General features: G+C 43.4%; 9 protein-coding genes. All 9 read left to right on the top strand.

What is annotated here, in order from left to right:
• Positions 1 to 159 precede the first annotated feature (159 nt).
• The 9 genes from BN161_RS05445 to BN161_RS05405 all read left to right on the top strand — a co-directional run bounded on the left by BN161_RS05445 (position 160) and on the right by BN161_RS05405 (position 15661).
• Entirely contained in the window at positions 160 to 2748 is a 2589-nt protein-coding gene (locus tag BN161_RS05445) for a glycoside hydrolase family 2 TIM barrel-domain containing protein (RefSeq protein WP_044263635.1), read from the top strand.
• A 90-nt stretch (positions 2749 to 2838) separates the two neighbouring features.
• Positions 2839 to 5052, top strand: a complete 2214-nt coding sequence (locus BN161_RS05440; RefSeq protein ID WP_044263634.1) for a glycoside hydrolase family 3 C-terminal domain-containing protein — start codon at positions 2839 to 2841, stop codon at positions 5050 to 5052.
• Between the two features lie 524 nt (positions 5053 to 5576).
• A complete protein-coding gene (locus tag BN161_RS05435) occupies positions 5577 to 6197 on the top strand; it encodes an HU family DNA-binding protein (RefSeq protein ID WP_044263632.1) in 621 nt (206 codons plus the stop codon).
• 108 nt (positions 6198 to 6305) lie between these two features.
• Positions 6306 to 6827, top strand: a complete 522-nt coding sequence (locus BN161_RS05430) for a DapH/DapD/GlmU-related protein (RefSeq protein WP_044263630.1) — start codon at positions 6306 to 6308, stop codon at positions 6825 to 6827.
• Positions 6828 to 7265: 438 nt separating this feature from the next.
• On the top strand, positions 7266 to 7745 hold the full coding sequence (locus BN161_RS05425; protein ID WP_044263628.1) for an HU family DNA-binding protein: 480 nt from the start codon (positions 7266 to 7268) through the stop codon (positions 7743 to 7745).
• A gap of 227 nt (positions 7746 to 7972) precedes the next feature.
• Positions 7973 to 10141: a glycosyl hydrolase family 95 catalytic domain-containing protein gene (locus tag BN161_RS05420; RefSeq protein WP_044263626.1), complete on the top strand. Its 2169-nt coding sequence runs from the start codon at positions 7973 to 7975 to the stop codon at positions 10139 to 10141.
• Positions 10142 to 10173: 32 nt separating this feature from the next.
• Positions 10174 to 10755: an RNA polymerase sigma factor gene (locus BN161_RS05415; protein WP_044263625.1), complete on the top strand. Its 582-nt coding sequence runs from the start codon at positions 10174 to 10176 to the stop codon at positions 10753 to 10755.
• A 150-nt stretch (positions 10756 to 10905) separates the two neighbouring features.
• Positions 10906 to 12093 (top strand): FecR family protein, encoded by a 1188-nt coding sequence (locus BN161_RS05410; protein WP_052356187.1) that lies wholly within the window; start codon positions 10906 to 10908, stop codon positions 12091 to 12093.
• Positions 12094 to 12235: 142 nt separating this feature from the next.
• Positions 12236 to 15661 carry a TonB-dependent receptor gene (locus BN161_RS05405; RefSeq protein WP_044263621.1) on the top strand — a complete coding sequence of 1142 codons (3426 nt, stop codon included), beginning with the start codon at positions 12236 to 12238 and terminating at the stop codon, positions 15659 to 15661.
• Positions 15662 to 15668: the final 7 nt, after the last annotated feature.

The raw sequence follows: 15668 nt of genomic DNA, 5'->3' as shown, positions 1-15668 counted from the left end.
TACGAGCTACGAGCTACCAGTAACGAGTTGCTGCGCTGTACTCGTGGGTGAATAATAATTCGCCCGGCTATCACGCCGAAAGGTACTTGTCACTTGTCGCTTGTAGCTCGTTACTTATCGTGCAAAGCGCGATAAATTATCATTTATACAATCAATATCATGAAACAACTATTAATAATACCAATATCCTGTTTGCTCCTCTTCTTAGCATTGGGAGGTTGCACCTCCGCTGAACAGGTTACCGATAACCGTCGGCAGGACTTCACCGCTGACTGGACTTTTCATCTGGGAGATGACTCTGCGGCATCCCGTCCCGATTATGACGACACGGCATGGCGGATCCTCAATCTTCCACATGACTGGGCCATCGAGGGAGAGTTCAGCAGGGATAATCCTTCCGGAACAGGAGGCGGGGCATTACCCGGTGGTATCGGTTGGTATCGCAAAACGTTTACTGTTGACAAAGCGGATGAAGGCAAGCGCCTGTATATTGATTTTGACGGTGTATATATGAATTCGGAAGTCTTTATCAATGGTCATTCCCTTGGTGTACGTCCTTATGGATATGTCTCGTTCAGTTACGATCTGACTCCCCATATCAAGTGGGGCGGAAAGAATGTAGTTGCCGTGCGTGTGGACAATGCGGAACAACCTAATTCCCGCTGGTATTCGGGGTGTGGCATCTACCGTAATGTATGGCTTACGAAACTTAATCCTGTGCACATAGCGCAATGGGGCACTTTTATCACGGCGGAAGATGTGTCGAAGAACAGTGCCCGACTAAACATACGTACTAAAATACAGTATGATGCGGCAGCTCAGCTGCAAGATTCCGTGAAGCAGGCGGATGGTACGTATGTTGTTTTTGATTCGGAAATTGTTTCTTTGGCAGATGTTGTGTTGCAGTCACGGCTGATGGATGCAGAAGGGAATGTTGTGGGTGAGGTTGCATCGGAACTGCAAGTGATACCTGCCTGTCCGAACGAGGTAGAACAGGAAATTGTAGTGAAGAACCCTAATCTCTGGAGTGTAAACACTCCTTATATATATAAGGTGAACAGTATCCTTATTGATAAGACAACCGGTAAAGTACTGGATAATTACTGTACGAATACCGGTATCCGTACCTTCCGTTTTGATGCACAGAAAGGGTTTATTCTGAATGGAGAACAAGTGAAGATAAACGGCGTTTGTATGCACCATGACTTGGGATGTCTGGGAGCGGTGGTTAACGTCCGCGCCATCGAGCGGCAGTTGGAGATATTGAAAGAAATGGGATGTAATGGTATTCGTTGTTCTCATAATCCTCCCTCACCGGAATTGCTCGATCTTTGTGACCGTATGGGATTTATCGTAATGGACGAGACATTCGATATGTGGCGCAAAAGAAAAACGGCTCATGACTATTCCCGTTACTTCAACGAGTGGCACGAACGCGATCTGACCGACCTGATACTCCGCGACCGTAACCATCCCTCCGTATTTATGTGGAGCATTGGCAATGAAGTGCTTGAACAATGGTCGGACGCTAAAGCGGATACGCTGACCCTTGAAGAGGCAAACCTGATACTGAATTTCGGGCATGACAAAAGCATGCTGGCAAAGGAAGGCGAGATGAGTGTCAATTCCTTGCTGACGAAAAAGTTGGCGGATATGGTGAGGAACCTGGATTCCACCCGTCCCGTGACTGCAGGTTGCAATGAGCCGAACCCGAACAATCATCTATTCCGTTCGGAAGCGCTGGATATCATTGGCTTTAATTATCATGACGATTGGTTTGCAGGCGTACCCGAAAACTTTCCCGGTAAGCCGTTTATTGTGACGGAGAGTGTGTCGGCACTGATGACACGTGGTTATTACCATATGCCAAGTGATGAAACGGTGGTTTGTCCCGAACGTTGGGATAAGCCCTATTATGATGCTTCATTCTCTTGTTCTTCATACGATAATTGCCATGTCCCCTGGGGGAACAGCCATGAAGGAACCATGCGTCATGTGAAGAACAATGCTTTTATCAGCGGGCAATACGTTTGGACGGGATTCGACTATATCGGAGAACCTACTCCCTACGGATGGCCGGCACGCAGTTCTTATTTTGGAATTGTAGACCTGGCTGGTTTCCCGAAAGATGTGTATTACCTCTATCAGTCCGAATGGAATCCCGAAAAGAAAGTATTACATCTCTTTCCACATTGGAACTGGACGCCGGGTCAGGACATCGATATGTGGGCTTATTATAATAATGCCGATGAAGTGGAGCTTTTTGTGAATGGCAAGTCACAAGGCGTGCGTACGAAAGGTAAGGATGATTTTCATGTCGTATGGCGTGTGAAGTATGAACCGGGTGTGGTGCGTGCTGTTTCCCGCCGAGATGGAAAGACGGTGCTCGAACAGGAAATCCGCACTGCGGGTGAACCTGTGCAGATTCGGCTGACGGCTGACCGGAGTGAAATAAAATCGGATGGGAAAGACCTCAGTTTCATATCTGTAGAGATACTGGATAAGGATGGTAATCTTTGTCCGGATGCGGATAATCAGGTCGTATTTGATGTGCAAGGCGCGGGCTTCATTGCCGGTGTGGATAATGGCAGTCCCATTTCTATGGAGAAATTCAAGGCCGACCGTCGCAAGGCTTTCTATGGGAAGTGCCTGGTGGTGATTCAGAACGACGGAAAGTCCGGTGGTATAAAGTTGACCGCTAACTCTGAAGGACTAAAGACGGCTGTGACAGCAATTAAAGCGAAATGATAATTTAGCAGGGCGAATGATAGGCAGTACTATCTTAGTAGCTGATCGATAAAATCAAATAATTAATAGAACCTTTTATAAAATGATAGTATGAAGAAACAACTCTTTGCAACCCTTTTGCTTGCCTGTTCAGTGGGAACTCTGACTGCGCAGACTCCTGTATATCTAGATGATACCCAACCCATCGAAGCACGTGTGAAGGATGCTCTCGGCCGCATGACGCTGGAAGAAAAAGTAGCTCTTTGCCATGCTCAGAGTAAATTCAGCAGCCCTGGTGTTCCCCGGCTCGGCATTCCCGAACTTTGGATGAGTGATGGCCCTCACGGCGTTCGTGCCGAAATCAACTGGAATGACTGGGGGTATGCCGGATGGACTAACGATAGCATCACCGCATTTCCCGCCCTGACCTGTCTTGCAGCCACCTGGAATCCGGAAATGTCCGCCACCTACGGCAAGGCCATCGGTGAAGAAGCGCGTTATCGCGAAAAAGATGTGCTTCTCGGACCCGGCGTTAATATCTATCGAACTCCGTTGAATGGCCGGAACTTTGAGTATATGGGGGAGGACCCTTATCTGGCGGGAGTAATGTGTGTGCCTTATATTCAGGAAGTGCAGAAAAACGGTGTAGCCGTCAGTGTGAAACATTATGCGCTGAACAACCAGGAGCTATGGCGCGGGCATATCGACGTGGAACTTAGTGACCGTGCCCTGCACGAAATCTATCTGCCCGCTTTTAAAGCTGCTGTGCAGAAAGGCGGTGCTTGGACGGTGATGGGTGCTTACAATAAGATACGAGGTCAGCATGCCTGTCACAATGACTTGATACTGAATAAGATATTGAAAAACGACTGGGGCTTTGATGGCGTAGTCGTAACCGACTGGGGTGGTGCTCACGATACTTACGAAGCTGCCATGAACGGCCTGGACATTGAAATGGGCTCTTATACCAACGGTCTGACTTCTGAAAGCGCATTTACTTATAACGATTATTATCTGGCGGATCCTTATCTCCGGATGCTGAAGGATGGTAAAGTGCCTGTGAGTACGGTGGATGATAAAGCCTCCCGTATCCTCCGCCTGATATTCCGTACAGCGATGAATCGTCAGAAACCATACGGCTCATTGACTACCGAAGAGCATTACAAGGCAGCCCGTGAGATTGGCAACGAAGGTATTGTGCTTCTGAAGAATACACCTGTCCAGAAAAAAGGTACCCCTTTGCTGCCGCTTGATGGCTCCAAATACCAACGTATACTGGTAGTAGGTGACAATGCTGTCCGCTTGTTGAACGAAGGAGGCGGTTCTTCTGAACTGAAGGTAAGAGATATGATATCTCCACTCGATGGCATGCGCGCTCTTTATGGTGACAAGGTAGTTTATACGAAAGGTTACGCTGCCGGACGTCCGATGTATGGGCGTGCAGAAGAAATTCCCCAGTCGGTGATGGATTCCTTGCGCACAGCAGCGACTGAACTTGCCAAAGAAGCCGATCTTGTGATTTTGTTCGGTGGATTGAATAAGAATCATTTCCAGGATTGTGAAGCCGGCGACCGTGTGACATACGGTTTGCCATTCGGACAAAATGAACTGATTGAATCTCTGTTGGGAGTCAATAAAAATATGGTATTGGTATTGTTGAGTGGTAATGCCGTGGAAATGCCTTGGCTGAATAAAGTTCCGGCCGTCCTACAAGGTTGGTATCTGGGATCTATGGGTGGCAATTCACTTGCTGATGTACTGAGTGGTGCGGTGAATCCCAGCGGAAAACTTCCTTTCTCCTTCCCTGTGAAATTGACGGATTGCGGTGCGCATGCATTTGACGAATTGAGTTATCCGGGTGATAGTATCAAGCAGGTCTACAAAGAAGATATTCTGGTAGGTTATCGCTGGCATGATGCCAAGAAGATTCCCGCCTTATTCCCTTTCGGGTATGGTTTGAGTTATACGACTTTTGCCTATGGCAAACCAGTAGCTTCAGCTAAAACAATAACTGCTGACAACTCTCTGACTGTGACCATTCCTGTAAAGAATACGGGTAGTATTGCCGGAAAGGAAGTCGTGCAACTATATGTAGGAGATGAAAAATGTAGTGTTTTGCGTCCTGTGAAAGAGTTAAAGGCGTTCCAAAAGATAACTTTGGCACCGGGTGAAGAAAAAGAAGTAACCTTCACCATCACTCCGGATGATTTGAAGTTCTATGATGAAACTGTTGGCAGATGGACGGCAGAACCGGGTAAGTTTAAGGCTTATATCGGAGCCTCTTCCGCAGATATTCGTGGAACGGTTCCGTTCGAGTTGAAATAAGATAGTGATTGCTGAATGGGGAAGATTTGTGGAGTGTTTTTCGCATTTCTTCTCCATTTATTATATTCCCCTTTATTACAAGCCCTTTGCAGGGCTTTTTTACGATAATATCTATCGAACCTACAGTTAGAAATTTCTTTTTATTTTTCTGCAAAATCAATCAGTTTATCAGGCAATATGTTTCACAAACTCACGGATTCGTCTGCCACAGTATGTCTACTACTGGGGATGTTTTGCAAATCTTTATCTATTTTCTTAGGTATTTCTATTGCTTTTGTTGCGGGAGCTTAGTACATTTGTATACGAATACTATTTCTTTCCACCACGGTGATTTTTTCTTTCCTCCATGGTGGAAAGAAAAAATCACCGTGGTGGAAAGAAACTTTCTCCATGATAGAAAGAATAAGTGTTTACTGCGATTTTACTTAGCTGTCGTAGGAGAAAGAGATAGAAATGGCGGCGCGACCACTTAACCCCGGCACTTCATGTCTTCTGACGTGGAGTACCCCATAAAAAGCATATAGATGAGTGCATATTATGATCTTTTTGAGAAGCCTGACATTCGCCAAACCGGTGAACAGCAACCCCTTTATGCCCGTTTCATACCTAAAGGAACCATAGAACGGAAAGAATTTATAGACCGTGTCCATCTTTTTACCGGCATCAGCCGCAGCATGTTGGAAGGTGCGATGGCTGCCTTTATGGATGAGTTGCGTGACTGCCTTGCTGATGGTTGGACGGTGGAACTGGGCGAACTTGGCTATTTCACCCCTTCACTGAATTGTCGGCGTGAAGCAATGGAAAAAAAAGAACTGCGTGCCGCTTCGGTGACGCTTCGCGGTTTGAACTTCCGTTTGGGGAAGGAATTCTATAAAGAATTGGATAAAAAGATGCGGTTGGAACGCCATCCACAGTCGTCATCCAAGCCCGAATCTTCTACTCCGTTTCTGTCCGTGGAGCAACGTTTCCGGTTACTTGATGAGTATTTGCAGCAGGAACAGCCCTGCATCAATCGTGCACAGTATGCCCGTCTGACAGGACGCAGCGTGAAACAGGCGGTTACGGACTTGAACTTGTTTATTGAGGACGGGCTGCTGAAGAGGTACGGAGCGGGGAGGAATGTGGTGTATATGAAGAATAAATAGTCTGCTAATTAAATCATAAAACCGGAAATTTGGTTATTAAATCCGTAATTTATCTATTATGACATTGAAAATGACAGGCTATCTTTGCAAAAAAATAGAAACAGAACAATGGAAGAAATAAGAATAGACTGTGCCCACCAAAGTGAAGAGGATTTACTCTTGGCAAAGGAGCAGGCACAACTGCTTTTCCGGTTGAACCACACTATGCCGATGACAGAAGAATATGACGAACTACTTCACCAGCTTTTCCCTGATATGGGGGCGGGAAGCCGGATTAATACCCCGCTAACAGTGGTACGTGCCCATAATGTGAAAATCGGGAAAAGTGTCATTATAATGAATGGATGCCTGATGATGTCTGCCGGTGGCATTACTATTGATGATGAAGTACAGATAGCCGCCAATGTACAACTTATATCAAATAATCATGATCTTGAAAACAGAATGGTTATTACTTGTAAACCAGTGCATATCTGTCGTAGGGCATGGATAGGAGCAGGTGCTACTATTCTTCCCGGTGTAACTATTGGAGAAAATAGCGTAGTAGGTGCGGGAAGTGTGGTTACCCGCGATGTTGAGTCAAATACTATAGTAGCAGGAAATCCTGCACGCGTTATTAAAAAGATATGAAATAAATAGTGAATGAGCGATTCAATAAGTTTGTTGTAATGACTGCAAGATTCAATAAGGCTCACGTAATCAAGAGAAAGTCTGCTTGTAGAGATGCTCTCTAAAGCACCCATTCATTATCAGCTCTTTAGCTCTTTCTCTTGTAGAGCCTATTGCCAAATCTTCTTCTTTCCCGTCTTCTCTCGTTTTTCCTTCATTCTATCCCCTGTAGAGATGATGATATTGTAATGTGTTGTTTGATAGTGATTTACTTAAATTGTTGGTAGATGCTATTTTCTTGCTTTCCGATGCATCTCACCCTAACTTTGCAACATCGAATCTGAGAAAACAGAACGTCCGACTGTTGAGGCCTCACGGTAAAATGTTTCTTGCTTCCGGATCAGATAGGAGAAAAGTATTATACCTATTATTATTAAATCATTAAAAACAGAAAAAATTATGGCAATTAAGTATGAAGTGAAGAAGGTAGTATTTGGTTTTGACAAAACTAAAACTGAGAAATTTGTGGCTCAAGCTAAAGTATTGGGAATGGTAGAATTTAAGACACTCTGCGAAGAAGTACAGAAGGTGAGTATGGCTCCGCGTGGCGTAGTGAAGATGGTGATTGACGGGCTGATTGATACCTTGAATATGGATTTGGATAAAGGATATTCCGTACAGTTGGGGGATTTCGGATGCTTCCGTCCCGGGTTGAATGCGAAAAGTCAGGCGGGAGTGAAGGATGTGGATGCCAATACGGTGTATCGTCGTAAAATAATTTTCAGTTCAGGAGTCTACTTCAAGGAAATGCTGAGTAAGGTTAGTGTAGAAAGACTGGAATTGGGTAAGGGTACTGTGGTCAAAGATGCAGTCGTTAATCCGAAACCGGACGGCAGTGGTTCCGGTCAAGGAGGCTTGGACGAGAATCCTTTGGGATAATGAATTTAGCCTCTGATGCGAAGGGATAAATATATCGTATCGGAACTATCAAAAGAAATGGCATGAATCCACTGTTATGCAGTTGGATTCATGCCATTGGGGTTTTAAACAACTATATGTTAAAGACAACTTTTTCTTGGTCATAGATTTCTCTGGTATTTTTTTATTGTATATTTGCCCGGTGATATCATATCAGACCTTATATCTTATAATTAGTATTCTTATAAATGAAAAACTTTCTTTTAATAATTGCAGCCTTATTCTGGGTATACAACGGATACACGCAACCGTCTGATTTTAAGAATGTATGGGAGCATGCTCCTTTGCATGTTCCTAATGAACCATCGACAGATGCCCCATTGATGGGAAACGGGGATATCGGAATGTGTGTCGGATTTGAACAGGGAATATTGCGTTATTATCTGACAAAAAATGATTTTTGGCGTTTACAGTCGAAAGCGGAACACCTTTCCGGTCCCAGAGTATGCGGTTATGTAGATATTAAGATGAAGAGTCTTGTGGATGCAACGTTCAGGGCGGAGCAGTCATTAATGAATGGTAAGACAGAATGTTTCTTGAAACAGAATGATTGCAAGGTTAAGGCTTCTTCCTGGGTTTCGGCCACTGAAAATCTGATAACTGTTACTTTAACCGCCTTAGAAGCTCCTGTAGGGGTGGAATTGGAATTGAATGCACCTCAGAATGAAGTGGCTTTAGTAGAAAAAGGAGAGTCTGACGGAACAATCTATCTGACACGAAGCTTCATAAAGGAAACAGATATTCCTACAATGATTGCCTTTGCTGTACGGACAACTGCGGCTGATTCCAGGAAAGTGATTTTGAATCCCGGCGAACCTATCACTCTCTTTATTGCTCTTGAGAGCAAGTTTAAGAAAAAAAATCCGTTGAAGCATGTGGTGAAGGAAGTTCGTAACATGAATCCCGCAATGATGGAACGCTTGTGGGATGCACATAATATGTGGTGGAAATCTTATTGGGATAAATCCTCTTTCACAATAGGCGATAAAGTGCTGATGAAAGCTTATTATCAAGGGTTGTATACTATGGGTGCCTGTAGCCGTGACAAAAAGTTTCCACCTGCTCTGTTTGGTTGGGTGACGACAGATAAACCGACCTGGAATGGCGATTATCATCTGAACTATAATTTCTATGCTCCTTTTTATGGGTTGTACGGTGCCAATCGCATAGAGCAGGCTACCGGACAAGAAACACCGTTGCTTGATTTTATGCCAAGAGGACGATGGTATGCCGAGCATGTGACACGAACACGTGGAATTCTGTATCCGGTAGGTATCGGCCCGTTGGGAGTCGAGGTGACTAGAGATTTTCCTGTATTAACGGACAACGGTTATACTGAAGAGGGAGATGTGGAGTTCGGAGGATTGTTTTATAAACAACGTTCCCACGCTCTGTTTGGTACCGTAAATATGGCTCAACACTGGCGGCATACTTATGATTTGAGCTATGGGAAACGAATCTATCCTTATGTACTGGCTATTGCGGACTTTTGGGAGGACTTTCTGAAGTTTGAAGACGGACAGTATCAGATATATGGAGATGCAGAGAATGAAAAGTCCGGGTTCAGTAAAAACCCTGGAATGTCTATTGCCTTACTGAAGAATGCTTTGGAACTGGCAATAGAACTTAGCAAAGAACTTAAACGGGATGAATATAGACAGACTAAGTGGCAGGATATTATAAACCATTTAAGGGAGCTGCCTACGTGGGAACGAAAAGGGAAGCGTTTCCTTCGGGGGGCTGAAGAGGATGAGCATGGGAGGCAAGTGTCCGGAGTAAGTTTTTCAATGATATACCCTGCCAATGGAGTAACTTTGGACAGCGATTCGGTTTTGCTTGTTACTGGATTGAATACAGTGGATGCTATCCAGCAATGGCAGCATCATAATGCTACCAGTAGTTTTTATCCCGCTGCTGTAAGAGTTGGCTATGCTCCGAAGAAAATTATGGAGGAGTTACGTAAGTATGCGATTCATACCTATCCTAATGGTTTTCAATTGGACAATCCTCATGGCATAGAGAATAGTTGTACGGTGGCCAATACGCTGAATGAAATGGCTTGTATGAGTGTGGGAAATAAGATACGATTATTCACAGTATGGCCCAAAGCGGTCGATGCCAGTTTTGAGAAAATCAGAACGTGGGGGGCTTTTCTTGTCTCGGCAAGTTTTAAGGACGGAACAGTATGCGATGTTACGGTGTTTAGTGAAAAAGGGCGTTTCTGTACGGTTGTAAATCCCTGGAAAGGAAAGACGGTTTTATTGGTGCGTAATGGGAAACCGGATAAACAATTGCAAGGAGAGGAACTTATATTTTCCACTTCGGTGAATGAGACAATTGTACTGAAACCATTATAAAAAGATTTTTTAACTTGATATTTCATTAGTATATGCCGGTAACTGATTTACTATTATGGAAACGTTTTATAGGAGGAGATGAGGAAGCATATGCCTGCATTTACAAGCAGCATGTAGACTCACTTTATTCCTATGCTTCTTGCTTTATAAATGATAAGTGCTTGGTTGAAGACTGTATTCAGGATTTATTTATCAAAATCTACCAGAACCGTAAGAATCTTGGGGAAACGAACAATATAAAACTGTATCTGTTCGTGGCATTGAAGCGTCAGTTGTTTAATTCTATCAGGAATGAGGTAGAGTCTGTTTCCATCGAAGATGCCGGACCTGTATTTTCCATAGAATATACAGTTGAAGACAGGATGATAGAGCGGGAACATGATGCTTCCAAGAATGAGCGTATACTTGAGATGCTGAAGACGCTGACTCCGCACCAGAAAGAAATTATCTATTATCGTTTTGAAGAAGGACTGAGTTATGAAGAGATAGGAGTGCTGATGGATATGAAGGCTCAATCTGCCCAGAATATAATCCAGCGTGCTCTCAAAAAACTTCGTGAGACATTCTCTGCTGAAGACTTCTTCCTTTTCTTGCTGTTTTTTACCAAGCTTTAAGTAGTTATCGGAATATTCTTGTCTTACCCTGGATTAAGTTAGTAGTTGGCCAACTTAATTAGGGGTAAGACATTTTTTTTATAATTTTCTCCTAAAAGTGAGTATATTCCTGAAAAGTGTGTGTTTACCTATTGAAATGAAGATAGAAGTATGGAAACTGAGATGAAAAATTATGCAGGCTTTTCTGCTAAAGAGTTGTTGGATGATGATTATTTCATCCAATCGCATAAAGAAAGAACGCCGGAGTCCGATATTTTTTGGAATGAATGGTTGCGTTCAGGCAAGTTAGCCCGTACGGAATATGAACAGGCTTGTTTTGTGCTGAACGCTTTCCGCATGAAGAAAGAACGGATAACTCCGTCAGGAAAAGAAGAGCTTTGGAAAAGAATAACAGATGCTAACCGGCGTGTCAAACGATCCCGCCTCCTCCGTATGAGTGCGTTTGTCTCTGCGGCTGCATCTATACTGATCGTTTTATTGCTGAACATTACTGATATGTATGACCGTATTACCATCGACAAATCGTTGCAGTTGCTTTCTCAAAGAGAGGTGACGACGCAAGGAGATGAGATACAGCTTATCTTGCCGAAGAAATCCGTAGCAATCAAGGGGCAGAACTCAAAGATTCAATATGACTCAAAGGGTAATGTGACAGTCAATTCCAAGAAACTTCAGGAGACGGACACCGATGAGGGATACGGCTTTAACCAGCTGATTGTACCAAATGGTAAACGTTCTACTCTGGTTCTGGAGGATGGGACAAAGATGTGGGTTAATGCGGGTAGCCGTGTAATCTATCCCAATAAATTCAAGAAAAATAGAAGGGAGATTTTTGTGGATGGTGAGGTATATATGGAAGTGGCTCGTGATGAAAAGCGTCCTTTCGTAGTGGCTACAAATATGCTGGACGTGCAGGTACTGGGTACTTCGTTTAATGTAACAGCCTATAAGGATGATGCACAAAGTTCAGTTGTACTGGCATCGGGTTCTGTCCGCGTCAGCACCAAGGATGAACAGGTTAAATTGGTACCTAATGAGATGCTCTCTTACAGTGAGCAACGCGGTAGTCGGGTGAAAGAAGTGGTAGTGGCGGATTATATATCATGGAAAGATGGCATCTACATCTATCATAGCGAACCGCTTTCTTCTATTCTTAACCGTATTTCGCGTTACTACGGAAAGGAAATCAGCTATGATCCGGATGTGGCAATGTTCAGGTGTTCAGGTAAACTGAACTTACTGGAGGATTTGGACAGTCTGCTTGAAGGGCTGACACATACGGTTCCCGTGGATTACACGCATTCGGATGAAAAGTATACGTTTAGAAAAAGAAATTGATAATCAACCTCAAAAGAGTAAAGTGCTTATGAAGATAAAAAATTGAAAAACACCCAAATAATCATAGCAGTAAGACTGCTTCTATCTCATCTTTAATTTTAATCTTATACAATAATTATTCTTTAAATCCAATAATGAAAACATGAAAAAGGAATGTAGTTTATGGAAGGAAAAATATGACAAGATAAAATTCACTATATTATTGCTTCTGATAGGAATTAATGTCGGATTTGCCAATGAGGTATATTCACAGTCAACATTATTATCATTGAATGTGAATAAGGGCACAGTGAAGGATGTCTTTGCAGCGATAGAACGACAAAGTGAATATGTATTCTTTTACTATGATAATGTGCTGGACATTAATCGTAGGGTAAATATCAAAGCCGAAAATAAGACTGTGGAAGAAATACTGAGACAGGTCTTTGCCGGTACGGATAATTCATATGTTATTAAGGACCGCCAGATATTCATATCAAAGAATGATAAGAAGGACATTGTTGTTCCGGGAGTAACACAAGAGAGTAAAAAGATGTTCCGGGGCAAAGTTATGGATGACTTGGGAGAACCGTTGCCAGGCGCCACAATCGTGGTGGTGGGTAGTACACGTGGTGTTACTACCGACCTGGACGGTACTTTCGAGATTGAAGTGGCTGCTGCAGATAAGTTGAAAATATCTTTTCTCGGATTAGGGGATAAAATTATCACTGTAGGCAATCAGCAGAATATAGTTGTTCGTCTGGAGCAAAAAGTGAACGAACTGGCTGATGTGGTTGTGGTAGGTTATGGCCGTCAGAAAAAGGAAAGTGTAGTTGGTGCTATCTCAACTGTGGATGTAGCCGCGTTGAAAGTTCCCGGTGCTTCACTTTCTACTTCTTTGGCCGGGCAGTTGGCTGGTGTGGTTTCTATGTCACGTTCTGGTGAACCGGGAAAAAACAGTGCTGCCGAATTTTATATCCGTGGTGTGTCTTCTTTCAAAGGAACTTCTACTCCGCTGGTCTTGGTAGACGGTATTGAACGTGATCTTGATTTGGTAGATACGGAAGATATTGCTTCTTTCTCTATTCTTAAGGATGCTGCCGCATCAGCCGTTTATGGTGTTCGTGGTGCTAATGGTGTTATTCTGATAACGACGAAGAAAGGTCAAGAAGGGAAGCCCAGAATTAATGCTCGTGCCGAGTTTGGCTTTACCAATCCTACACGCCGTCCTTCTATGTTGGGAGCTGCTGAGTGGGCAGAATTATATAATGAAGCTTCTGCCTCCAATTATTATTCTCAGGATGAAATTCAGAAATATCGGGATGGTAGTGATTCCGATTTGTATCCGAATGTGGACTGGACAAAATCTTTGTTTGATAATGTGGCAGAAAATCAGCGTGTTAACTTGAGTGTTACAGGAGGTGGAGATGTCGTAAAGTATTACGTTGCCGGTTCATATTATCATGAGAACTCTATCTATAAGAATGCAGGTAACATTTATGGATATAATTCATCATTGCGTTACAATAAATTCAATTTCCGTGCTAATGTGGATATTAATGTAACTTCCAGTACTTTGCTGAATGTTAATTTGGCTAATATTTATGAGAAATCATTTGGCCCTGGCTATGGAAGTAATGACGATGATATATGGAGCTATACGCTTTCTACATCACCGAATGCTTTCCCGGTGAGATATTCGGATGGAACTTTATCAGGCCCGTCGACTGATGCGGGACAGAATCCCTGGAACTTGCTTGTACATTCTGGCTATAGGGAACAATTCTGGAATTCTGCTCAGTCTTTGATTGGTCTGACACAGGATATGGGTAAACTCTGGAAGCCGCTGGAAGGTCTGACCGCTAATGTGAAATTTTCATGGGATGCGTGGAATACCACTTCGCAAAGACGCTACAAGACACCTACTACTTATCATGCACACGGAAGGGCAGAAGATGGGAGTCTGATATATGATGATAATAATAATGATGGTATATGGGACCCTGTTCATACGGGAGATGAAAAATTAGGCTATACGGTGGGACGTAGCGGAACGATGACTACTTATTTGGAAGGTTCGTTGACTTATAACCGTATTTTTGCAGAGGAACACCGCGTAGGAGGGCTGTTTTTGTATAATCAGAAAATACGTACAAATACGCAGGCTGAAAGTGGGGATGACGCTTTGCCTTATAAGAATCAAGGCTTGGCAGGACGTCTGACATATGCTTTCCGGGATACTTACTTTGCGGAATTTAATATGGGATATAACGGTTCGGAGAATTTTGCCCGTGGTCATCGTTTTGGTTTTTTCCCTGCCGGTGCCATAGGTTGGATGGTCTCCAATGAAAAGTGGTTTGAACCGGTTACTAAAGTCGTTGATGTGCTCAAATTGAAAGCTTCTTACGGCTTGGTAGGAAATGATGACATAGGCGGACAACGTCGCTGGGTATACGAATCGACCATTGTTAATGGTGGTAGCTGGAACTATGGTGAAAGTGGAAATCAAGGTGGACAAGGTATCATTGTAGGTGAAGTGGAAAATTTATCAGCTTCCTGGGAAGAGGCGTTGAAACTCAATGTGGGTATTGAATTGTCTTTGTTTGAGAAAGCAAAACTGCAAGTAGACTATTTTCGTGAAAAACGCAGCGGAATCTTCTTGCAGCGTTCCGGACTTCCGATTATTGTGGGTATCTCTACAGTTCCATATATAAATGTCGGTGAAACCTTGAACCAAGGCATTGATGCTAATCTCGAATATTCACAGAAAATTAATAATGTATTTGTTACGGCACGCGGTAATTTTACTTATAACCGTAATAAGATGATTAATAATGATGATCCGGACTGGGAATATAAATATCAGAATCGTATAGGCAAACCCTTCGGGTCATACGGTTCCGTGCAGCCTTTCGGTCTGAAAGCACTGGGGTTGTTCACCAGCCAGGAAGAAATAGATTGCAGTCCGCGACAGACTTATGGTGAATATCGTGTAGGTGACATTAAATATCAGGATATCAATGGAGACGGTGTCATAGACTCTCAGGATGAAGTGGCATTGGGATATACTAATATGCCGGAAATAATATATGGTTTTGGAGCGACAGCACAATGGAAAAATTGGGACTTCAACGTATTCTTCCAAGGAGTGGCTCATACCAGTTTTTTCTTGGCAGGTGCTTCCCTTCGTAGCCCTTTCAGTAGCGGTAGCATGGAGCGTTCAGCGGTCAATGAAGATATATACGGCAATGTATGGATGTCTACCAATACTCCGGAGCAGAATGCCCGCGCTATTTATCCGCGTTTAAGTCTGTCAAACCAGGCAGGTTCTTCCAACAATAACCAGACTTCCGACTGGTGGATGAGAGATGGTAGTTTTATACGTCTGAAGAATCTGGAGATCGGTTATACATTACCCAAGAAATTGTTGGGTAAGAATTTTATTAGGTCTTTGCGCTTTTATGTGGCAGCAAATAATCTGCTGACATTCAGTAGCTTCAAACTGTGGGATCCGGAAAAGGGCAGTTCCGATGGTTCCGGTTATCCATTGAATAGAGTAATAACCTTAGGATTTAATATCAACTTATAATTTGTGC

This window comes from Bacteroides timonensis (genome assembly GCF_000513195.1).
In the GTDB taxonomy this organism is placed as follows: Bacteria; Bacteroidota; Bacteroidia; order Bacteroidales; family Bacteroidaceae; genus Bacteroides; species Bacteroides timonensis.
The sequence above is the reverse complement of the archived record's forward strand: the minus strand, read 5'-3'. Positions and strand labels throughout refer to the sequence as shown.

Excerpts from the sequence above, each read along its gene's own strand:
- BN161_RS05430 (WP_044263630.1), top strand. The coding sequence starts at position 6,306 with ATGGAAGAAATAAGAATAGACTGTGCCCACCAAAGTGAAGAGGATTTA.
- BN161_RS05425 (WP_044263628.1), top strand. The coding sequence starts at position 7,266 with ATGGCAATTAAGTATGAAGTGAAGAAGGTAGTATTTGGTTTTGACAAA.
- BN161_RS05405 (WP_044263621.1), top strand. The coding sequence starts at position 12,236 with ATGAAAAAGGAATGTAGTTTATGGAAGGAAAAATATGACAAGATAAAA.
- BN161_RS05415 (WP_044263625.1), top strand. The coding sequence starts at position 10,174 with ATGCCGGTAACTGATTTACTATTATGGAAACGTTTTATAGGAGGAGAT.
- BN161_RS05410 (WP_052356187.1), top strand. The coding sequence starts at position 10,906 with ATGGAAACTGAGATGAAAAATTATGCAGGCTTTTCTGCTAAAGAGTTG.
- BN161_RS05445 (WP_044263635.1), top strand. The coding sequence starts at position 160 with ATGAAACAACTATTAATAATACCAATATCCTGTTTGCTCCTCTTCTTA.
- BN161_RS05435 (WP_044263632.1), top strand. The coding sequence starts at position 5,577 with ATGAGTGCATATTATGATCTTTTTGAGAAGCCTGACATTCGCCAAACC.
- BN161_RS05440 (WP_044263634.1), top strand. The coding sequence starts at position 2,839 with ATGAAGAAACAACTCTTTGCAACCCTTTTGCTTGCCTGTTCAGTGGGA.
- BN161_RS05420 (WP_044263626.1), top strand. The coding sequence starts at position 7,973 with ATGAAAAACTTTCTTTTAATAATTGCAGCCTTATTCTGGGTATACAAC.